This window comes from Pseudomonas sp. MWU12-2319 (assembly GCF_023242525.1).
GTDB classification, from domain to species: domain Bacteria; phylum Pseudomonadota; class Gammaproteobacteria; order Pseudomonadales; family Pseudomonadaceae; genus Aquipseudomonas; species Aquipseudomonas gingeri_D.
In genome coordinates this window covers 254,597-276,741 of the sequence record NZ_JALJES010000003.1, presented here as the reverse complement: position 1 = coordinate 276,741, position 22,145 = coordinate 254,597, and the positions used below count along the sequence as shown (strand labels likewise).

The following is a 22,145-nucleotide window of genomic DNA, read 5'->3' as shown; positions in this document are numbered from 1 at the left end:
AACCTCCTACGTGCGGTAGGTCGTGGCTGGCGATTTTCCTGAGGAAATATCGCTCATAAATGCCTGCTGCGTTTAATCGTCTGACAAACATCATGCTTTGCGTCGGTCGGACCGTCGCTCAATAAAAACAATGCCAGGGATTTTTCAATGAGTGTAAGCAACCCCACCCTGATCACGTTCGTGATCTATATCGCCGCCATGGTGCTGATCGGCCTGATGGCTTATCGCTCGACCAATAACCTCTCCGATTACATTCTCGGCGGCCGCAGCCTTGGCAGCGTTGTCACCGCGCTGTCGGCCGGCGCTTCCGATATGAGCGGCTGGTTGCTGATGGGTTTGCCCGGTGCGATCTACCTGTCGGGGCTGTCGGAAAGCTGGATCGCCATCGGCCTGATCGTCGGGGCCTACCTGAACTGGCTGTTCGTCGCCGGGCGCCTGCGGGTACAGACCGAGCACAATGGCGATGCGCTGACCCTGCCGGACTATTTCTCCAGTCGTTTCGAGGATCACAGTGGCCTGCTGCGGATCATTGCCGCGCTGGTGATCCTGGTGTTCTTCACCATCTACTGTGCGTCGGGCATCGTTGCCGGGGCGCGGTTGTTCGAAAGTACTTTCGGCATGTCCTATGAAACGGCCTTGTGGGCCGGCGCGGCGGCGACCATTGCCTACACCTTTATCGGTGGTTTCCTGGCGGTCAGCTGGACCGATACCGTGCAAGCCACGCTGATGATCTTCGCGCTGATCCTGACGCCGATCATCGTGCTGCTGGCCACCGGCGGCGTCGACACCACCTTCCTGGCCATTGAAGCCAAGGATCCGGCCAACTTCGACATGCTCAAGGGCACCACCTTCGTTGGCATTCTCTCGCTGATGGGCTGGGGCCTGGGCTACTTCGGCCAGCCGCATATCCTGGCGCGCTTCATGGCGGCGGATTCGGTCAAGTCGATTGCCAGGGCCCGGCGCATTTCCATGACCTGGATGATCCTCTGCCTGGGCGGCACCGTGGCGGTGGGCTTCTTCGGCATCGCCTACTTCTCGGCGCATCCCGAGGTGGCCGGCCCCGTGGGTGAGAACCATGAGCGGGTGTTTATCGAGCTGGCGAAGATTCTGTTCAATCCGTGGGTTGCGGGTGTGCTGCTGTCGGCGATCCTGGCGGCGGTGATGAGCACTTTGAGCTGCCAGTTACTGGTGTGCTCCAGCGCCCTGACCGAGGATTTCTACAAGACCTTCCTGCGTAAGTCGGCTTCCCAGCGCGAGCTGGTCTGGGTCGGTCGCGCCATGGTGTTGTTGGTGGCGCTGGTGGCCATCGCCCTCGCGGCCAATCCGGAAAACCGCGTGCTGGGCCTGGTGAGCTACGCCTGGGCCGGTTTTGGTGCGGCGTTCGGTCCGGTGGTGCTGATCTCGGTGATCTGGAAGGACATGACCCGCAATGGCGCATTGGCCGGGATTCTGGTGGGGGCAATCACGGTGATCGTCTGGAAGCACTTCAACCTGCTGGGGCTGTACGAAATTATTCCAGGCTTTATCTTCGCCAGTCTGGCGATCTATATCGTCAGCCGGATGGGTGCGCCCTCGGCGCTGATGCTACGGCGCTTCGACGCGGCAGAGAAGCAATTCCGCCTGGAGCACTGATCGAAGGGGGGCTGAAGCCCTGAACGCTTGGCGGCCCGCCTCCCTGGAGGCGGGCCGTTTTGCTTTAAGCGCGTAGCGCTTGTTGCAGGTCTTCGAGGATATCCTCGATCGCCTCGATGCCAACGGACAGGCGGATCATTTCCGGTTTCACGCCGGCTTTGGCCTGCTCTTGCTCGTTCATTTGCCGGTGGGTGGTGGAGGCCGGGTGGCAGGCCAGGGACTTGGCGTCGCCGATATTCACCAGGCGCTTGAAGATCTGCAGTGCATCGTAGAAACGCACACCGGCTGCATAGCCTCCCTTGAGGCCGAACGAGAGGATCGCCGAAGGCTTGCCCTTCATGTATTTGAGCGCCAGTTCATGGTGCGGGTGGTCCGGCAGGCCGGCGTAACTGACCCAGGCCACTTGCTCGTGGGCCTTGAGGAACTGCGCCACCTTGAGCGCGTTCTCGGTATGCCGCTCCATGCGCAAGGCCAGGGTTTCCAGGCCTTGCAGTAGCAGGAAGGCGTTCATCGGCGCCAGGGCCGCGCCGGTATTGCGTAATGGTACGGTGCGGGCTCGGGCGATAAACGCCGCAGGACCGAATTTTTCCGTGTAGACCACGCCGTGATAGGCGGCCTCCGGGGTGTTCAGGCCGGGGAATTTTTCCGGGTAGTCGGCCCAGGGGAAGGTGCCGGCATCGACAATCACCCCGCCCAGGGAGTTGCCGTGGCCACCGACGTACTTGGTCACCGAGTGCACGACGATATCGGCACCAAACTCGATCGGCTTGCACAGGATCGGCGTCGCCACGGTGTTGTCGACCATCAGTGGTACGCCGCGGGCATGGGCAACCTCGGCGAAGCGCTGGAGATCGACGATATTGCCCGCCGGATTACCGATACTTTCGCAATAGACCAGCTTGGTGTTCTCGTCGATCAGTTCGGCGATGGCTTCGGGTGAGTCGTCGCGGGCGAAGCGCACATCGACACCGAAACTCGGCAGCAGATGGGCGAAGAGGGTGTAGGTGCCGCCGTAGAGCTGCGGCGTGGAGACGATATTGTCGCCGGCACGGGTCAGGGTCTGGATCGCGTAGTGGATCGCGGCGCTGCCGGCGGACACCGCCAACCCGGCGATCCCGCCTTCGAGGGCGGCGAGGCGCTGTTCCAGCACATCGTTGGTGGGGTTCATGATCCGGGTGTAGATATTGCCCGGGACATCCAGGTTGAACAGGTCGGCGCCGTGCTGGGCGTTATCGAATTCGAAGGCGACGTTCTGGTAGATGGGCACGGCCACGGCCTTGGTGGTCGGGTCCGACTTGAAACCGTGATGGAGCGCAATCGTTGCGTCTTTCATAAAGTCTCGACTCAGTGGAATTCCATTAATGAGCACTGCCAGGCAGGTGCGGTCGCTTAATGGTCTCGTGTGTCTGAGTCGCCAATGACCTTGGGTGCTGCGCCCGTGGTCGGACCGCAAACCGGCGCGCCAGTGTCCGATACTGGCGCGCAATCGGCAAGTGGCCGGATTAAGCCAACTCGTTGTCCGCCTGATTGACGAAGATCAGCACCCCGAGGATCGCCATGTAGAACTTGAAGGCCGGCTCCTGGCCATTCCAGGTCTGCGATTGCCACATCAGGAACCATTCGCCGCCGACTACCATGAAACCGAAGAACCAGACCAGGAAGCCGACGGTTGCGCCGCCGATGACCCACTGCTTCGCCTGGGCGAAGCTGGCGGCGTCGCGTTTGCGCGCTTGCCAGAGTGACCACGCGCCACGGGCCAGCAGCGCCGCGGTCAGGCCTTCGCCGAAGATGATCAGCCAATAGGCGGCGTGCCAGAGCGCGGGGGTGGTGATCGCGCGGTACATCGCGGCATTGTCCGGGAAGGTGGTGTCCATGCTCAGTACATGGCGGACAAAGGCGAAGTTGGAACCGTAGTCGGTGACATTGTTGAACGTGACCATGAAGGCGAAGGCCGCGAGGGCCAGGGTGAGGACAATCTTGGCGTAGCGGCTGGTCATTGCTCGGATCCTTCTTTCCGATAGGCGGGAAAACGACCTTATCACTGCCCGGCCCCGGGAATATGTCAGACACTTCCGATGCCGCCGGTACGCTGCGACCTGACGTACGCCCGGGCACAAGGTAAACTTCGCCTCCTTCGCAGGAGTCGCCATGAACTACCGTCACGCCTTCCACGCCGGCAATCACGCCGACGTCTTGAAACACCTGATCCTGACCCGTTTGATCGCCCTGATGGCGCGCAAGGAGCAGCCGTTCGCCTATATCGACAGTCACGCCGGCATTGGCCTGTACGACCTCAAGGGCGACCAGGCGAGCCGCACCGGCGAATACCTGGAGGGGATCGCCCGCTTGTGGGGCGAGCAGGCGTTGCCGGCGGTGACCGCCGACTACATGCGTGTGCTGCACGAGATGAACCCGGATGGCGAATTGCGCTACTACCCGGGCTCGCCGGAGCTGGCGCGACGCCTGACCCGTGAGCGCGAGCGGATCCTGCTCAACGAGAAGCACCCGGAAGACGGCAAGCTGCTCAAGGACAATATGAAGGGCGACCGGCGCGTGGCGGTGCACCTGGGCGAAGGCTGGCATGTGGCGCGGGCCTTGCTGCCGGTAGCAGAGAAGCGTGCGGTGCTGCTGATCGATCCGCCGTTCGAACAGCTGGATGAGATGCAGCGCTGTGCGGCATCGCTCAAGGACGCCATCGGGCGTATGCGCCAGACGGTGGCGGCGATCTGGTATCCGATCAAGGATCAGCGCGCCCTGAAGCGCTTCTATCAGGATCTGGCCGGTAGCGGTGCGCCGAAATTGCTGCGGGTGGAATTGCTGGTGCATCCGCTGGATACGCCGGCGAGCCTGAACGGTTCGGGCCTGGCGATTGCCAATCCGCCGTGGGGACTGGAAGAGGAGCTGCGGGAGTTGTTGCCGTGGCTGGCGCAGAAGCTGGGGCAGACCCAGGGTGATTGGCGGATGGATTGGTTGATTGCCGAGTAAGTCGGGGGCCTTGGGTTTTCCCCTGATGCTCTGAACACATCGCGCAACTGTAGGGGCAGGGCTTGCCCGCGAAGCTTTTGGCGCTCTTGAGGGCCTCTTCGCTGGCAAGCCAGGCTCCTACAGGTCTGTGGTGTCCGCAAAACCTGTGTCCGACGCCGGGTGCTGAATCAGATCGGGCAGGTCACGCCCGTGCCGCGAATCCCGCAATAGCCTTCGGGGTTCTTCGCCAGGTACTGCTGGTGATAGGCCTCGGCATAGAAGAAAGTCGGCGCTTCGTCGATTTCCGTGGTGATAGTGCCATGGCCGGCCTTGCTCAGTTCGGCCTGGTACAGTTGCTTGCTCTTCAGCGCCGCTTCCAACTGATCCGGCTTGGTGGCGTAGATCACCGAGCGGTACTGGCTGCCGATGTCGTTGCCCTGGCGCATGCCCTGGGTCGGATCGTGCAGTTCCCAGAACAGCGCGAGCAGTTGCTCGTAGCTGACGATTTCCGGTTCATACACCACCAGTACCACTTCGCTATGGCCGGTCAGGCCCGAGCAGACTTCTTCGTAGGTCGGGTTCGGCGTGAAGCCGCCGGCGTAACCCACCGAGGTGCTGTACACCCCTTCACGTTGCCAGAAGCGTCGTTCCGCGCCCCAGAAGCAACCCAGGCCGAAAATCGCGAATTCCACGTTGCCGGGGAAGGGCCCCAGCAGCGGGTTGCCGTTGACGAAATGGTTTTCCGGCACGCTCATCGGGGTTTCGCGGCCAGGCAGAGCTTGTTCTTTGGTTGGGAGCACGTTTTTGTTCACCAGTATTTCCGAGCGCAAGACCATGTCACAGTCCTCTCAGTCAGGTTGGGATAAGCGATACAGTAGGATAGACCGACAGTGTGCCCGAGTGTTACAGCGCTGTCAGGCCAAAGGGCCGCGCGGGTAACGTTTGAGCTGCTGGATCAGGTCGAGACCGGGGATCGGCCGGTCGAACAGGTAGCCCTGGCCGACGTCGCAACGGTGGCGCCGCAGGAAGGTCAGTTGCTCGTAAGTCTCGATCCCTTCGGCCACCACCTTGATCTTCAGGTTGTGGGCCATGGCGATCACCGCGGAGGTGATTTCCATATCGTCCTGGTTGTCCGGGATTTCATGGATGAAGCTGCGATCGATCTTGATGATGTCGATCGGGAATTTCTTCAGGTAGCTCAGGGACGAATAGCCGGTGCCGAAGTCGTCCATGGCCAGGGTCAGGCCAAGCCTTTTCAACTGGTCGAGTTGCTGGTGGGTGTCTTCGGTGGCTTCCAGCAGCAGGCCTTCTGTCAGCTCAAGCTCCAGCAGGGCCGGCGCCAGCTGTTCTTCCTTGAGGATACTGGCGATGGAGGCCACCAGGTCCGGGTCGGAGAACTGCTTGGGCGACAGGTTGATCGCCACCTGCAGCTTGCCCAGCCCGGAGGCGGTCAGTTGCTTGCTCATGCGGCAGGCCTGGCGCGCGACCCATTTGCCGATCGGGATGATCAGGCCGGTTTCTTCGGCGACGCTGATGAACTGGTCCGGGCGGATCATGCCGCGTTCCGGGTGGTTCCAGCGCAACAGCGCCTCCATGCCCAGCAGGCGGCCGCTGCGCAGGCAGAGCTTGGGCTGGTAGAACACGTCCAGCTCGTTCTGGGTCAGGGCCCGGCGCAGGTTGTTCTCGACGAACAGCTTGTAGCTGGCCTCGGCGTTCAGCGCCTCGGTAAAGACCTGGACCTGGTGCTTGCCGTTGGCCTTGGCCTTGTGCAGGGCCAGGCCGGCGTTGCGCATCAGGGTCTGGGGGTCGCGGCCATGCAGCGGCGCGCTGGCCAGGCCCACGGAGCCGGTGACGCTGATCAGCTGGTTGTCGACGAACATCGGCTTGTCGAGGGTGGTCAGCAGCTGGCTGGCGATCTGTTGCCCGGTTTCCAGGTCGGTATCGTCCAGCAGCACCGCGAATTCGTTGCTGGCAAAGCGCGCCAGGCTGCCGCTCGGACTCAGGCTGTTGCGCAGGCGTCGGGCCAGGCTGATCAGCAGTTTGTCGCCGGTCTGGTGGCCGAGGCTGTCGTTGATCCGCTTGAAGTTGTCGATGTCCACCAGCAGCAGGCTGATGGGCGAGTCGCTGTCGCGGGCGAAACGCTCGTCGAGGTTGCGGATGAACGCCGGGCGGTTGCCCAGGTTGGTCAGGTTGTCGGTGTAGGCCAGGCGCTCGATGCGCTGTTGCGCCAGCTTGCTCTGGGTGATGTCTTCGTAGATGCCGATGTAGTGGGTCAGTTCGCGGTTGTCACCGTAGACCTTGGAGATCGACAGCTGGCCCCAGTAGGGCTCCAGGTTCTTGCGTCGGCTCTTGAACTCGCCTTGCCAGCTATTGCTCTTGGCCAGGCTCGAGGGCGCGTCGAACAGCAGCTCGCTGAGGTTCTCCAGGGCCGGCAGCTCGGAGAGCTTCTGGCCGTGGACTTCCTCGGTGCTGTACTGGGTGATGGCGGTGAAGCTGGGGTTGACGTATTCCACCACGCCTTCGCTGCTGACCAGCAGGAAGGCGTTGGCGCTCTGTTCCACGGCGCGCTGGAACAGGTGCAGGGCGCTGGTGGCGGCCCGTCGGTTGTGGTTGTTGATGACCTGGGCGAACTGGTCCGCCAGCTCACCGGCAAAGGCGATCTCATCGGACTGCCAGGCGCGGCTCTTGCCGGTCTGTTCCAGGCACAGCACGCCGACCACCTGGCCGTCGATGCGGATGCTGGCGTCGAGCATGGCATTGGTATCCCGCGGGCGCAGGCTTTCGGCCATTTCCCGGGTGCGCGGGTCGCGGTTGGCATTGTGGGCGTCGATGGCGCGGCTGGTGTGCAGGGCTTCCAGGTAGTCGGGGAAACCACTGACATCGATGATGTCCGGCAATACGTATTGCTGGCGATCGCGGTGATAGGAGCAGATCGGTACCAGGCGACTGCCTTCGAGGTTCCAGATGCTCGCACAGTCGATTTCGTAGATGTCGCAGGCGCAACGGGTGATCAGTTCGGCGGCTTCGAGCAGGGACTTGCCGGCGCTGTAGCGCTGGCGCGCCAGGCGCAGGATCAGGTCCTGCTGGGCGCGTACCCGGTCGAGGTGGAGCAATTGTTCCTGCTGGGCGCGCTGGTTCAGTTCCAGGGCAATCTGCAGGCGGCTGTTCTGGGTTTCCAGGTCGGCGGCCGGCAAGCTCGGCTCCTGGCCGAGCAGGCCCTCGACCACCAGCAGGTAGCCGCGCAGCAGGTGACGGTTGTGTTGTTTGTAGGCTTCACCGACTTCCAGCAGGCTCAGTGGCCCCTGGGTGGTGTGCAGGGTGTAGCGAATCAGGTAATGCGGGCTGTCGACCAGTTGCTGCTGGATGGTGTCGTGCAGCCGGTAACGGGCTTCCGGTTCCATCAGGCTGGCATAGGGCGAGCCGACCAGGGCGCAGAGTTCAATGGCCGGTTGGCCGAACTGGCGCTCGCAATTGGGATCGAGAAACAGCAGTGCCCAGCTTGCTTCATTCAGCCGTTCGAAACGCAGCATGCCGAGCCGCGAGGGCACTGGCAATTGCGTTACTACCTCGGCCGCCAATCTATTGGCGACATCCGGTTGGCTTTTCATTGAGAGCTCGCTTCAAGAGTACGGGTCACGCTGGGTACAAACCGTTTTTCTGGCGTGTTGGGCAAGGTTGCATTAAGCAGGTCAGGCTGACAAGCACAACAGTGGCTCCGTGCCTTCAATGTATCGGCCGAGGAGGGGATTTCTTCAGTTAACGGGCGTCGCCACCCGTCTATTTCAAGGGGCGCACGGCGTTTGCTGAATCGTTTATGGCATTGCCCGGAAAGCAGGCAAAAAAAGCCCCGCCAATTGGCGGGGTTGAGGTACGAGCGTGGCGCTCGGAAATCGGTACGCGGGCCCGGTCTCCTCAAGGGAGGAGACCGGGTTCGCGGTTACAGCAGGATAGTGCGGATATCCGCCAGCAGGTCGCTCAGGCGCTTGGTGAAGCGCGCGGCGGCTGCACCGTTGATCACCCGGTGATCGTAGGACAGCGACAGTGGCAGCATCAGCTTGGGCTGGAAGGCCTTGCCGTCCCAGACCGGCTGGATGGTGGCCTTGGAGACACCGAGGATCGCCACTTCCGGCGCGTTGACGATCGGCGTGAAGCCGGTGCCGCCAATGTGCCCGAGGCTGGAAATGGTGAAGCAGGCGCCCTGCATGTCGTCGGCGGAGAGCTTCTTGGTCCGGGCTTTTTCAGCCAGGGAAGCCGCTTCGGCGGCGAGTTGCAGCAGGTTCTTCTGGTCGACGTTCTTGATCACCGGAACCAGCAGGCCATCCGGCGTGTCGACGGCGAAGCCGATGTTGACGTACTTCTTGCGGATGATCGCCTTGCCGCTTGGGGCCAGCGAACTGTTGAAGTCCGGCAGTTCCTTGAGCAGGTGAGCGCAGGTCTTGAGCAGCAGCGGCAGGATGGTCAGCTTGACGCCAGCCTTCTCGGCCACGGCTTTCTGGGCCACGCGGAACGCTTCCAGCTCGGTGATATCCGCCGAGTCGAATTGGGTCACGTGCGGCACGTTCAGCCAGCTGCGGTGCAGGTTGGCGGCGCCAGCCTGCATCAGGCGGGTCATCGGCACTTCTTCGATTTCGCCGAAGCGGCTGAAGTCCACGACCGGGATCGGCGGGATGCCGGCACCGCCGGTGGCGCCGGCAGGTGCGGCGGCCGGTGCTTCCTTGGCCTTCTGCATCATTGCCTTGACGTAGGCCTGCACGTCTTCCTTGAGGATGCGACCGTGGGGGCCGCTGGCGCTGACCGCGTTCAGCTCGACGCCGAATTCACGGGCCAGTTGGCGTACCGCCGGGCCGGCGTGAACCTTGGCACCCGAGATGGCCGGGGCGGCTACCGGAGCAGCGGCTGGAGCTGGTGCAGCAGGTGCGGCTTCAGCCTTGGCCGGTGCGGCAGGTGCAGCGGCTGGAGCAGGAGCGGCTGGCGCGGCAACGCCCTTGACCTTCAACTTGAGGATCAGGTCGCCGGTACCGACTTCGTCGTCGAGCTTGATGGAAATGCTTTCCACCACGCCGGCGGCCGGCGATGGGATTTCCATGCTGGCTTTGTCGGATTCGAGGGTGATCAGCGATTGATCGACCTCGACGGTGTCGCCGGCCTTGACCGAGACTTCGATGATCTTGGCCTTGCCCGCCGAGCCGATATCCGGCACGTGGATGTCCTGGACGCTGTCGGCAACCGGAGCGGCCGGTGCAGCCACTGGCGCCGGAGCGGCAGCAGGTGCGGCGGCGGCTTGGGCCGGTGCTGGAGCAGCGGCCGACGCCGCGCCCGCGACTTTCAGGACCAGGATCAGGTCGCCGGTACCGACTTCGTCGTTGAGCTTGACGCTGATGCTTTCCACGACACCGGCGACCGGCGATGGGATTTCCATGCTGGCCTTGTCGGATTCGAGGGTGATCAGCGATTGATCGGCTTCGATGCTGTCGCCGACCTTGACCGAGATCTCGATGATCTGGGCCTTGCCCGACGAACCGATGTCCGGCACGTGCACTGGCTGGGCCGAGGCGGCGGCAGGTGCGGCGCTCGGAGCGGCAACTGGTGCGGCGGCCGCAACCGGCGCGGCCGCCTGGGCAACAGGGGCCGGTGCAGCCGCAGGCGCCGCAGCAGCGGCACCTTCGACTTCCAGTTCCAGCAGCTCGTCGCCTTCTTTCAGGCGGTCGCCCAGCTTCACTTTCAGGCTCTTGATGATGCCGGCTTTCGGCGCGGGCACTTCCATGCTCGCCTTGTCCGATTCCAGCGTCAGGATGCTCTGGTCGGCTTCGATGCGGTCGCCGACCTTCACAAACAATTCGATTACTTCACCTTCACCGCTGCCGATGTCAGGTACGCGAATGAGTTCGCTCACAGGGTGTCTCCTCAGCAGTCCAGTGGGTTGCGTTTTTCCGGGTTGATCCCGAACTTGACGATGGCGTCCGCCACCACCTTGGGTTCGATCTCACCACGGTCAGCCAAGGCTTCCAGGGCTGCCAACACCACGAAATGACGGTCGACTTCGAAGAAGTGACGCAGCTTCTTGCGGCTGTCACTGCGGCCGAAACCGTCGGTACCCAGGACTTTGAATTCCTTGGATGGGACCCACTGACGAATCTGTTCGGCAAACAACTTCATGTAGTCGGTAGAGGCGATCACCGGACCTTTGCGGCCGTTGAGGCATTCTTCGACGTAGCTCAGCTTTGGCTTCTGGCCCGGGTGCAGGCGGTTGCTGCGCTCCACGGCGAGGCCGTCGCGACGCAGTTCGTTGAAGCTGGTGACGCTCCACACGTCGGCGCCGATGTTGAATTGCTCACGCAGGATCTTCGCCGCTTCACGCACTTCGCGCAGGATGGTGCCGGAGCCCATCAGTTGCACGTGGTGGGCCGCTTCCTTGGTGTCTTCCTCGAGCAGGTACATGCCCTTGATGATGCCCTCTTCAACACCGGCCGGCATGGCGGGTTGCTGGTAGGACTCGTTCATCACGGTGATGTAGTAGAAAACGTCCTGCTGCTCTTCGGTCATCTTCTTCATGCCGTCCTGGATGATCACCGCCAGCTCGTAGCCGTAGGTTGGATCGAAGGTGCGGCAGTTCGGGATGGTGCCCGCGAGGATATGGCTGTGACCGTCTTCGTGCTGCAGGCCTTCGCCGTTCAGCGTGGTTCTGCCTGCGGTACCGCCGATCAGGAAACCACGGGTGCGGCTGTCGCCGGCGGCCCAGGCCAGGTCGCCGATGCGCTGGAAGCCGAACATCGAGTAGAAGATGTAGAACGGCAGCATCGGCTGGTTGTGGCTGGAGTACGAAGTACCGGCGGCGATGAAGGAGCTCATGGCGCCCGCTTCGTTGATGCCTTCTTCGAGAATCTGGCCCTTCTTGTCTTCCTTGTAGAACATCACCTGGTCTTTATCGACTGGCTCGTAGAGCTGGCCGACGGAGGAGTAGATGCCCAGTTGGCGGAACATGCCTTCCATACCGAAGGTACGGGCTTCGTCCGGGATGATCGGGACGATGCGCGAACCGATTTCCTTGTCCTTGACCAGCTGCGCGAGGATCCGCACGAAGGCCATGGTGGTGGAGATTTCACGGTCGCCCGAGCCGTCCAGGATAGCCTTGAGGGTATCGAGTGGCGGCGTCGGGATGTTGAAGCTTTGCGCGCGGCGCTGTGGCACGAAACCGCCCAGTGCGGTGCGGCGCTCGCTGAGGTAGCGGGCTTCGGCGCTGTTGGGTTCCGGCTTGAAGAACGGCAGGTTTTCCAGCTGGTCGTCTTTGACCGGAATGTCGAAACGATCGCGGAACAGCTTCAGGCTTTCGACATCGACCTTCTTGGTGTTGTGCGCGGTGTTCTTCGCTTCGCCGGCACCGGTGCCATAACCCTTGATGGTCTTGGCCAGGATGACGGTCGGTTGTTCCTTGTGGTTGACCGCTTCGTGGTACGCCGCGTAGACCTTGTACGGGTCGTGGCCGCCACGGTTGAGTTTCCAGATCTCGTCGTCGGACAGGTCGGCAACCATCGCCTTGAGTTCCGGCGAGTTGAAGAAGTGTTCACGCACGAACGCGCCGTCTTTGGCCTTGTAGTTCTGGTACTCGCCGTCGATGACTTCGTCCATCCGGCGTTGCAGGATGCCGTCGACGTCCTTGGCCAGCAGTGGGTCCCAGAAACGGCCCCAGATGACTTTGGTGACGTTCCACTGGGCGCCACGGAACACGCCTTCGAGTTCCTGGATGATCTTGCCGTTGCCGCGAACCGGGCCGTCGAGGCGCTGCAGGTTGCAGTTGATGACGAAGATCAGGTTGTCCAGCTTCTCGCGGCCGGCCAGGGAGATGGCACCCAGGGATTCCGGCTCGTCGCACTCGCCGTCGCCCAGGAAGCACCAGACCTTCTGCTTGCCTTCAGGGATGAAACCGCGAGCTTCCAGGTACTTCATGAAGCGTGCCTGGTAGATCGCCTGGATCGGACCCAGACCCATGGATACGGTCGGGAACTGCCAGAAGTCCGGCATCAGCCAAGGGTGCGGGTAGGACGAGAGGCCCTGACCGTCGACTTCCTGGCGGAAGTTGTTCATCTGTTCTTCGGTGATGCGGCCTTCCATGAACGCACGGGCGTAGACGCCTGGCGAGGTGTGGCCCTGGAAGTAGATCAGGTCGCCGCCGTGCTCGTCGGTCGGGGCCTGGAAGAAGTAGTTGAAGCCGATGTCATACAGGGTGGCGCTGGAGGCGAAGCTGGAGATGTGACCGCCCAGGTCAGAATCTTTCAAGTTCGTGCGCATTACCATGGCCATCGCGTTCCAGCGCACCAGCGAGCGAATGCGGCGTTCCATGAACAGGTCGCCAGGCATGCGTGCTTCGTGGGTGACGGGAATCGTGTTGCGGTAAGGCGTGGTGATGGCGTAGGGCAGTTGCGAGCCGCTGCGGGTCGCGAGTTCGCCCATACGGGTCATCAGGTAGTGAGCACGGTCTTCGCCTTCTTTGTCGAGAACCGATTCCAGGGCGTCCAGCCATTCCTGGGTTTCGACGGGATCGAGGTCTTGCATGGCTTGCTCCAGGGCGGAAAGGCTTCCAGAATCGGTTGCCTGAGTTTGCGACTGGCCTTGTGGGCAGACGACATAAATTCTTGGATGTCCGGAGGTTGTACCGGAGTCCTGTAGTTTTACTACAAATCGTCGACCATTTCAGCCTTTCGAATGTATAGACGAGTAGTAAAACTACAGATCGACGAGTAAAAACTTCCTGCTATGTTGTGAGCGTAATCGATATTGTTGGTTGGAAAATAATCAAGGTGACCACCTTTTTGAGGCTGGCTGCCAAAAAATAACCATTATCAGCTATTTCTAACTTTTGTTCGACAGTCCTTTCCAGAGCGTGTTTCTCGCTATCACAGACTGCGGCTGATTGTTCGATCACCAAGGATAGACCATGAGCCTTCCAATGTTGGCCGACCTGCCGGCCATTCTCCTGCCTGCCGCCAGTCGTGCCGAGCAGTCGTTTCGTGCCGCCGTCGCCGCCCTGGAGGATGATCACGGGCTGGCTGAATGGACCGCGCCACGCTGGGCGCAGTTCTCCCGGGTCAGCGCGGCCAGCGACTTCTTTATTGAACAATCGCTGCGTGACCCTTTGATGTTGCTGGAGCTGGCGCAGTTCGGCGACCTGGATCGCGGCTTCGCGCCGGGGGAGATGTGCGGGCAGATCGCCGCGGCGTTGCAGCAGGTCGAAACCGAGGACGAACTGGGCCGCGCCCTGCGCCGGCAGCGCACGCGCCAGCAGGTGCGGATCATCTGGCGCGACCTGACTCGCCAGGCGGACCTGGTGCAGACCTGTCGCGACCTTTCCGACCTGGCCGACGCCTGCATCGACCAGGGGTATCACTGGCTGTATCCACGGCATTGCCAGCAGTTCGGCACACCCACCGGGCGGCGCAGTGGCGAGCCGCAGCAGATGGTCATCCTCGGCATGGGCAAGCTCGGTGCCGTGGAGTTGAACCTGTCTTCCGACATCGACCTGATCTTTGCCTACCCGGAAGGCGGCGAGACAGTCGGGACCAAGCGCCCGCTGGACAACCAGGAGTTTTTCATCCGCCTGGGCCAGCGACTGATCAAGGCACTCGACCCTATCACCGTCGACGGCTTCGTGTTCCGCGTCGACATGCGCCTGCGCCCCTATGGCTCGGCCGGCGCGCTGGTGTTGAGCTTCAACGCGCTGGAACAGTATTACCAGGACCAGGGGCGCGACTGGGAGCGCTACGCGATGATCAAGGCGCGGGTGGTGGCCGGCGACCAGGTGGCCGGCGCGCAGTTGCTGGATATGCTGCGGCCCTTCGTCTATCGGCGCTATCTGGACTTCTCGGCCATCGAAGCGTTGCGCACCATGAAGCAGTTGATCCAGCAGGAAGTCCGGCGCAAGGGTATGGCCGAGAATATCAAGCTGGGTTCCGGCGGCATTCGCGAGGTCGAGTTCATTGCCCAGGCCTTCCAGCTGATTCATGGCGGGCGTGACCTGAGTCTGCAGCAGCGCCCGTTGTTGAAGGTGCTGGGGACACTGGAAGGCCAGGGTTACCTGCCGCCGGCGGTGATCGGCGAGTTGCGCAGCGGCTATGAATTCCTGCGCTACACCGAACATGCGATCCAGGCGATTGCCGACCGCCAGACCCAGATGCTGCCCGATGGCGAGAAGGATCGCGCGCGCATTGCTTTCATGATGGGCTTCGACGGTTGGGAGGCGTTTCATGAGCGGTTGATGTACTGGCGCGGGCGGGTCGACTGGCATTTCCGCCAGGTGATCGCCGATCCGGACGAAGAAGATGGCGCCGACTGTGAAGTGATGGTCGGCGGCGAATGGCTGCCGCTGTGGGAAGAGTCCCAGGATGAAGAGGCGGCCTGCCGGCAGTTGCAGGAAGGCGGTTTCAAGGATGCCGCCAAGGCCCTGAAGCAACTGACGGCGCTGCGCACCAGCCCGCAGTTGCGCGCCATGCAGCGGCTCGGTCGGGAGCGGCTCGATGCCTTTATCCCGCGCTTGCTGGCCCAGGCGGTGGAACATGCCGATCCGGACCTGGTGCTGGAGCGGGTGCTGCCCCTGGTGGAAGCCGTGGCCCGGCGTTCGGCTTACCTGGTGCTGCTCACGGAAAACCCCGGTGCCTTGCGTCGCTTGCTGACCTTGTGTGCCGCGAGCCCCTGGATTGCCGAACAGATCACCCGCTTCCCGATGCTGCTTGACGAGTTGCTCAACGAAGGCCGGCTATTCAAGCCGCCCCTGGCGCCGGAGCTGGCCGCGGAGCTGCGTGAGCGCCTGACGCGGATTCCGGAAGACGACCTCGAGCAGCAGATGGAAGCCTTGCGCCACTTCAAGCTGGCGCATCGTCTGCGGGTCGCGGCCTCGGAAATCTCCGGCAGCCTGCCGTTGATGAAGGTCAGCGACTACCTCACCTGGCTCGCCGAAGCGATCCTCGAACAGGTGCTGGCCCTGGCCTGGCGCCAGACCGTCGGCCGCCATGGTTCGCCACGACGTGTCGATGGCAGCCTGTGCGACCCGGGCTTTATTATTGTCGGCTACGGCAAGGTCGGTGGTATCGAGCTGGGCCATGGTTCGGACCTGGACCTGGTGTTTATCCACGACGGCGACCCGAATGCCGAGACCGATGGCGCCAAGCCTATCGATACCGCGCAGTTTTTCACCCGCCTGGGCCAGCGGATCATTCACCTGCTGACCACCCAGACCAACTCCGGCCAGCTCTATGAAGTGGACATGCGCCTGCGTCCGTCCGGGGCTTCGGGGCTGCTGGTCAGTTCCCTGGGCGCTTTCGAGCGTTACCAGCAGAACGAAGCCTGGACCTGGGAGCACCAGGCGCTGATCCGCGCCCGGGTGCTGGTAGGTTGCAACGAGGTCGGCACGGCGTTCGAGAAGGTACGCGCGGCGGTGCTGGGGCGTGAGCGGGATTTGCCGACCTTGCGTCAGGAAGTCAGCGAGATGCGCGCCAAGATGCGCGACAACCTGGGGAGCAAGGCCACCGCGGCGGGCACGGCGGCCAATGCCTTCGAGGCCACGGCGCCCTTCGATATCAAGCAGGATGCCGGTGGTATCGTCGATATTGAATTTATGGTGCAATACGCGACATTGGCTTGGTCGAAAGCGCACCCGGCGTTACTCCGCTATACCGACAATATCCGCATTCTCGAAGGGTTGGAGCAGGCGGGCCTGATCCCCGCCACGGACGCCCACCTGCTGCGCGAGGCCTACAAGGCCTATCGCTCCGCCGCCCACCGCCAGGCGTTGCAGAAGGAGGCGGGGGTGATCAGCGGCGATCAGTTCGCGGTCGAACGCCGCGATGTCATGCGGATATGGACCGAGCTGGGGCTAAGCTGATTGATATTTTAGAGGCGGGGAGGCATAAGCCTCCCCGCATCGTTTGTGGAAGCCTATGAATATTCTGATCGTTGGGCCCAGCTGGGTCGGTGACATGGTGATGGCTCAGACACTGTTCCAGTGCCTGAAGCAGCGTCATCCGCAGTGCGAGATCGATGTGCTGGCCCCGGAATGGAGCCGCCCGATCCTCGAGCGCATGCCCGAGGTGCGGGCCGCCTTGAGCTTTCCGCTCGGCCACGGCGCGCTGGAACTGGCCACGCGGCGGCGCATCGGCAAGTCCCTGGCCGGCCGGTACGACCAGGCGATCCTGTTGCCCAACTCGCTGAAGTCGGCGCTGGTGCCGTTTTTTGCCGGCGTGCCGAAGCGCACCGGCTGGCGTGGCGAGTTTCGCTATGGCCTGCTCAACGATGTGCGCAAACTGGATAAGGAACGTTATCCGCTGATGATCGAGCGATTCATGGCCCTGGCCTATGAGCCGGGTGAAAGTCTGCCGACGCCTTATCCACGGCCGAGCTTGCAGATCGACCCGGCCAGCCGCGAGGCCGCGCTGGCCAAGTTCGAGCTGAGCCTGGATCGCCCGGTACTGGCGCTGTGCCCGGGGGCCGAGTTCGGCGAATCCAAGCGCTGGCCGTCGGAGCATTACGCGAAAGTCGCCGAGGCGCGGATTCGTGAAGGTTGGCAGGTCTGGCTGTTCGGTTCGAAGAACGATCATGGGGTCGGCGAAGACATTCGTCAGCGCCTGATTCCCGGGCTGCGCGAGGAGGCGGTCAACCTTAGTGGCGCCACATCCCTGGCCGAGGCCATCGACCTGATGTCTTGCGCCGATGCGGTGGTTTCCAACGATTCTGGGCTGATGCACGTCGCTGCCGCGTTGAACCGCCCGTTGGTGGCGATCTACGGCTCGACTTCGCCGGGTTTCACCCCGCCGTTGGCCGACCAGGTGGAAATTGTCCGCCTGGGCCTGGAGTGCAGTCCCTGCTTCGACCGGACCTGCCGCTTCGGCCATTACAACTGCCTGCGTCAGCTTGAGCCGACCCCGGTGAACGAAGCCTTGCAGCGTTTGCACGGCACTGCGGTCGAGGTCCATTAATTGCGCGTATTGCTGGTCAAGACCTCTTCCCTGGGTGACATCATTCATGCCTTGCCGGCCCTTACCGATGCCGCGCGGGCGATTCCCGGCATCCGTTTCGACTGGGTGGTCGAGGAAGGTTTCGCCGAACTGCCGAGCTGGCACCCTGCGGTGGACAAGGTGATTCCGGTGGCGATCCGCCGCTGGCGCAAGAATATCTGGCAGACCCTCAAGAGTGGCGAGTGGCGGCGGTTCAAGGAGAGCCTGCGGGCCCAGCCGTACGATCTGGTGATCGATGCCCAGGGCCTGGTGAAAAGCGCTTTGCTGACCCGTTATGCCAAGGCCCCGGTGGCCGGCCCGGACAAACAGTCGGCCCGCGAACCCCTGGCCAGCCGCTTTTATTCGCGGCGCCTGGCGGTGTCGCGCAATCAGCATGCGGTTGATCGCATGCGCCAGTTGTTTGCCTTGGCGCTGGGTTATGACCTGCCCAGGGGTATGGGCGATTACGGCCTGGATGCCGACAAGCTGGTCGAGTTGCCGCGCAAGCCTTTTGTGGTGTTTCTGCATGGTACCACCTGGGACACCAAGCACTGGCCGGAAGCCTATTGGCGCGAACTGGCCGTGCGCCTCGGTCAGTTGGGTGTACCGGTGAAACTGCCCTGGGGCAATGCCGAGGAAAAGGCCCGGGCCGAGCGGATTGCGCGCAACCTGAAGCATGTCGTGGTGCTGCCCAGGCTGAACCTGGCCGGGGTCGCGAAGGTACTGGCCGCCGCCACTGCCTGCGTGGCGGTGGATACCGGCCTCGGTCACCTGGCCGCCGCGCTGGATGTGCCGACGCTGTCGCTGTTCGGTCCGACCAGCTCGATCCTGACCGGTGCCTACGGCCGGTCGCAGATTCATCTGGCGAGCAACTTCCCCTGCGCGCCTTGTCTTCAAAAGAAATGCACCTACGTTCCGACAGCGGAGGACCAGCAGCGCTTCGATCTGAAGCGCGAGTTGCCTCTGTGCTTCACCCGTTTGAATCCCGAACGGGTGGCAAGCCGATTGAGCGCGCTGTTAATGGCTGAGGAGCGGCACTGATGCAATTGGCTTTTGTTCTGTACAAGTACTTTCCGTTTGGCGGATTGCAGCGTGACTTCATGCGCATTGCCCTGGAGTGCCAGCAGCGCGGGCACCAGATCCGCGTCTACAGCCTGTTCTGGGAGGGGGATATTCCGCCCGGCTTCGAGGTGGTGATGGTGCCGGTCAAGGCGTTGTTCAGCCATTGGCGCTACGCCAAGTTCAGCGCCTGGGTCAAAGCCGATCTGGCCAAGCGGCCAGTGGCGCGGCTGATTGGTTTCAACAAGATGCCCGGTCTGGATGTCTACTACGCTGCCGATGGTTGTTATGAGCACAAGGCTCGGAACCAGCGCCATTCGTTGTACCGCGTCTGGGGCCGCTATCGGCATTTCGCCGAGTATGAGCGTGCAGTGTTTGCCAGGGGCGCAAATACTGAAATCCTGATGATCTCCGAAGCTGAGCAGCCACTGTTCATCCGGCATTACGACACGCCGCTGGAGCGCTTTCACCTGTTGCCACCGGGGATTGCCCTGGACCGTCGGGCCCCGGTCAATGCCGCTGAGATCCGCACCGAGTTTCGTCGTGAGTTCAAGCTGGCGGATGATGATCTGCTGCTGGTGCAGATCGGTTCCGGATTCAAGACCAAGGGGCTTGATCGCAGCCTCAAGGCCCTTGCTGCGTTGCCATCGGTTTTGAAAAAGCGCACCCAGCTGTTTGTCATCGGCCAGGACGACCCCAGGACTTTCCAGGTGCAGAGTGCCTCGTTGGGATTGAGCGAGCGTGTGCAATTCCTCATGGGGCGCAGCGATATCCCGCGCTTCCTGTTGGGCGCCGATCTGTTGATTCACCCGGCCTACAACGAAAATGCCGGTATGGTTCTACTTGAGGCTCTGGTCGCTGGATTGCCGGTGCTGGTGACCGCGGTCTGCGGTTATGCCCGCTACATCGCCGAGGCCGACTGCGGCCTGGTGCTGGACGAACCGTTCGAGCAGTCCCAGCTCAATCAGTCTCTGGAACGTATGTTGTCCGATCAGGCCGCGCGCCAGGCGTGGAGCCAGCATGGCCTGAGCTACGCCGAGACCGCTGACCTCTACAGCATGCCGCAGCGCGCGGCGGACGTGATCCTGGGGGAACTACCGCAATGAAGCTGATCCTGGCCGAACCGTTCAAGCGCTTGTGGGCTGGACGCGATGCGTTCGCCGAGGTCGAGCGCCTGGAGGGTGTGGTTTACCGTGAGCTGGAAGCGCGACGGACCTTGCGTACGGAAGTCGACGGCCGTGGTTATTTCGTCAAGATCCACCGTGGCATCGGCTGGCGCGAGATCTTCAAGAACCTGTTGACCGCCAAGTTGCCGGTCCTCGGCGCGGGGCAGGAGTGGCGGGCGATCCAGCGCCTGCAGGAAGTCGCGGTGCCGACCATGACCGCCGTGGCTTATGGCGAGCGTGGCAGCAATCCGGCGGACCAGCATTCGTTTATCGTCACGGAGGAACTGGCGCCGACCATCAGTCTCGAAGACTTCAGCATGGACTGGCCCAAGCAGCCGCCGGAGCCACGGCTCAAGCGCGCGCTGATCGCCGAAGTGGCGCGCATGACCGGCATGATGCATCGCGCCGGGGTCAATCATCGCGACTGCTATATCTGCCATTTCCTGCTGCATACCGACAAACCGGTGACGGCCGAGGACCTCAAGCTTTCGGTCATCGACCTGCACCGTGCCCAGACCCGCGCGGCGATCCCCGCGCGCTGGCGCAACAAGGACCTGGCGGCGCTGTATTTCTCGGTGCTGGATATCGGCCTGAGCCGGCGCGACCTGCTGCGTTTCCTGAAAGGCTATTTCCGCCAGCCGCTGCGCCAGATCCTGCGCGATGAAGCCGCGTTGCTGGCCTTGCTCGAGCGCAAGGCGGAAAAACTTTACCAGCGCAAACTGCGCTACGGCGGCGCGCTCTGATGTCGCTGCGCTTGCGTCGTTTGGCGAAGGATGGGGTTGATGCGTTTATCTGAATTGAAAACGGCCGGACGGGCTCCGGCTTTGCACCTGGACCTGGAGTTGGCGGATGCCGCCGGCCCTGCGCAGCTGCAGTTGCTGAGTCTGTTGCGTGTGTTGCCCGGTCAGCGTTATGTCGGCGCCGGGGTTTGGCGTGGACGTCCGGTGCTGGCCAAGTTACTGGTGGGCAACAAGGCGCCTCGGCACTTCCAGCGTGAATTGCGGGGTGTTCGGCTGTTGGCCGAGCAGGGCCTGACCACGCCGCTGTTGTTGGTCGACGGTTTGAAAGAGGGCGAGGGCGGTTGGTTGCTGTTCGAGTTTCTCGAAGGTGCCGAGAGCCTGGGCGAGGCCTGGAGCAAGGTTGAATCGCTGCCGTTGTTGGCCGACGAACAGCAACAGGTACTGGCCGAGGCGCTGGGCGTCATTGCGCAGATGCACGGCAAGGGCCTGTGGCAGGAAGATCTGCACCTGGACAATCTGCTGCGCCATGACGGCAAGCTGTATTTGATCGACGGTGCCGGAATACATGCCGAACAGCCGGGCCAGCCGTTGTCGCGGCAGAAGGTTCTGGAGAACCTCGGGGTGTTTTTCGCCCAGTTGCCCAAGGCGTTCGAGCCGTTTATCGAAGAGCTGCTGGTGCATTACCTGCTGAGCAACGGCGAACATGCGTTACCGCTGGAGGCGTTGCTCAAACAGGTGGACAAGGTCCGTGGCTGGCGCCTGAAGGACTTCCTCGGCAAGGTCGCCCGGGACTGTTCGCTGTTCAGTGTTCGGAGTGGGGCCTTTGGCCTGCGGGCCATTCGTCGCGAAGAAGAAGCAGTGCTGGCACCGGTGCTGGAGCAAGCCGATGCACTGCTCGCCCAAGGGCCCTTGTACAAGAACGGCGGAACGGCCACGGTCGGGCGAGTCGATGTCGGTGGCCGCCCGTTGGTGCTCAAGCGCTACAACATCAAGGGGGTTGGTCATTGGCTCAAGCGTTTCTGGCGGCCGAGCCGGGCCTGGCACTCCTGGCGCGAGGGCAATCGCCTGGCGTTCCTCGGGATCGCCACGCCCAAGCCGCTCGCGGTGCTGGAGCGGCGGTTCTTCTGGCTGCGCAGCCGCGCCTATCTGCTCACGGAACACCTTTCCGGGCCTGATGTGATCGAGCGTTTTGCGCCGTACGTGGAGTCGGGCGCAGTGCCGCCGGCCGAGCTCAAGGCGCTGGAGCAGCTGTTTGCCGAGTTGATCCGCGAGCGCATCAGCCACGGTGATTTCAAGGGGCATAACCTGTTCTGGCAGGACGGCCGTTGGACCCTGATCGACCTGGACTCGATGCGCCAACATGCGTCGGCCCGGAGTTTCGCCAAGGCTTATGCCCGTGATCGGGCGCGCTTTATGCGCAACTGGCCGCCGAGCAGCACTTTGTATCAATTGATTGATCAGCGTTTGCCACGCCTCCAGGGCTGATGCGTCTGCGGCGGGCGAAGCGGGCAGATGAAACCAGAGTGATCGTCTGCCCGCTGTCAGCTCCCGCATTGATAATCCTTGCTATAATCCCGCCCTTTAGTTGCTTGCCACTCCTTTGG

Annotated in this window: 14 protein-coding genes; 8 read left to right on the top strand and 6 right to left on the bottom strand. The window is 62.5% G+C overall.

Going from position 1 to position 22,145, the window contains the following annotated elements:
• Positions 1-147 precede the first annotated feature (147 nt).
• Positions 148-1,632 (top strand): sodium/proline symporter PutP, encoded by a 1,485-nt coding sequence (gene putP / locus M5C01_RS06695; RefSeq protein ID WP_152737719.1) that lies wholly within the window; start codon positions 148-150, stop codon positions 1,630-1,632.
• A 64-nt stretch (positions 1,633-1,696) separates the two neighbouring features.
• On the opposite strand, the gene M5C01_RS06690 is transcribed toward putP, so the two are convergent.
• A complete protein-coding gene (locus tag M5C01_RS06690; protein WP_103498022.1) occupies positions 1,697-2,965 on the bottom strand; it encodes an O-acetylhomoserine aminocarboxypropyltransferase/cysteine synthase family protein in 1,269 nt (422 codons plus the stop codon).
• 169 nt (positions 2,966-3,134) lie between these two features.
• The gene (locus M5C01_RS06685; RefSeq protein ID WP_103498023.1) at positions 3,135-3,629 is read right to left on the bottom strand and encodes a DUF2165 domain-containing protein; all 495 of its coding nucleotides are present in this window, start codon (positions 3,627-3,629) and stop codon (positions 3,135-3,137) included.
• A gap of 151 nt (positions 3,630-3,780) precedes the next feature.
• Here M5C01_RS06685 and rlmJ point away from each other — a divergent pair, with 151 nt between their 5' ends.
• A complete protein-coding gene (rlmJ, locus tag M5C01_RS06680) occupies positions 3,781-4,617 on the top strand; it encodes a 23S rRNA (adenine(2030)-N(6))-methyltransferase RlmJ (RefSeq protein WP_152737718.1) in 837 nt (278 codons plus the stop codon).
• A gap of 167 nt (positions 4,618-4,784) precedes the next feature.
• Here rlmJ and msrA read toward each other — a convergent pair whose 3' ends face one another.
• From msrA to aceE, 4 genes are all read right to left on the bottom strand, one after another.
• Positions 4,785-5,432, bottom strand: coding sequence for a peptide-methionine (S)-S-oxide reductase MsrA (msrA, locus tag M5C01_RS06675; RefSeq protein ID WP_152737717.1), 648 nt, complete (start codon positions 5,430-5,432; stop codon positions 4,785-4,787).
• 78 nt (positions 5,433-5,510) lie between these two features.
• Positions 5,511-8,204, bottom strand: a complete 2,694-nt coding sequence (locus tag M5C01_RS06670; protein ID WP_103498026.1) for a GGDEF and EAL domain-containing protein — start codon at positions 8,202-8,204, stop codon at positions 5,511-5,513.
• Between the two features lie 329 nt (positions 8,205-8,533).
• Complete coding sequence (aceF, locus tag M5C01_RS06665) at positions 8,534-10,489, bottom strand: dihydrolipoyllysine-residue acetyltransferase (RefSeq protein ID WP_178129790.1); 1,956 nt, start codon at positions 10,487-10,489, stop codon at positions 8,534-8,536.
• A gap of 11 nt (positions 10,490-10,500) precedes the next feature.
• Positions 10,501-13,146, bottom strand: a complete 2,646-nt coding sequence (gene aceE / locus M5C01_RS06660) for a pyruvate dehydrogenase (acetyl-transferring), homodimeric type (protein WP_103498028.1) — start codon at positions 13,144-13,146, stop codon at positions 10,501-10,503.
• Positions 13,147-13,528: 382 nt separating this feature from the next.
• Between aceE and glnE the strand changes: the two genes are divergently transcribed.
• The 6 genes from glnE to M5C01_RS06630 are packed head-to-tail and all read left to right on the top strand — an operon-like array spanning position 13,529 to position 22,026.
• Complete coding sequence (gene glnE / locus M5C01_RS06655) at positions 13,529-16,468, top strand: bifunctional [glutamate--ammonia ligase]-adenylyl-L-tyrosine phosphorylase/[glutamate--ammonia-ligase] adenylyltransferase (protein ID WP_152737715.1); 2,940 nt, start codon at positions 13,529-13,531, stop codon at positions 16,466-16,468.
• 55 nt (positions 16,469-16,523) lie between these two features.
• Positions 16,524-17,558 (top strand): lipopolysaccharide heptosyltransferase II, encoded by a 1,035-nt coding sequence (gene waaF, locus M5C01_RS06650; protein WP_152737714.1) that lies wholly within the window; start codon positions 16,524-16,526, stop codon positions 17,556-17,558.
• Positions 17,559-18,617: a lipopolysaccharide heptosyltransferase I gene (waaC, locus tag M5C01_RS06645; protein WP_152737713.1), complete on the top strand. Its 1,059-nt coding sequence runs from the start codon at positions 17,559-17,561 to the stop codon at positions 18,615-18,617.
• Entirely contained in the window at positions 18,617-19,741 is a 1,125-nt protein-coding gene (locus M5C01_RS06640; RefSeq protein ID WP_152737712.1) for a glycosyltransferase family 4 protein, read from the top strand. Before waaC ends, M5C01_RS06640 begins: the two co-directional genes overlap by 1 nt.
• A complete protein-coding gene (rfaP, locus tag M5C01_RS06635) occupies positions 19,738-20,544 on the top strand; it encodes a lipopolysaccharide core heptose(I) kinase RfaP (protein ID WP_152737711.1) in 807 nt (268 codons plus the stop codon). Before M5C01_RS06640 ends, rfaP begins: the two co-directional genes overlap by 4 nt.
• 39 nt (positions 20,545-20,583) lie before the next feature.
• Positions 20,584-22,026, top strand: coding sequence for a lipopolysaccharide kinase InaA family protein (locus tag M5C01_RS06630; RefSeq protein WP_152737710.1), 1,443 nt, complete (start codon positions 20,584-20,586; stop codon positions 22,024-22,026).
• The last annotated feature ends 119 nt before the right edge of the window (positions 22,027-22,145 follow it).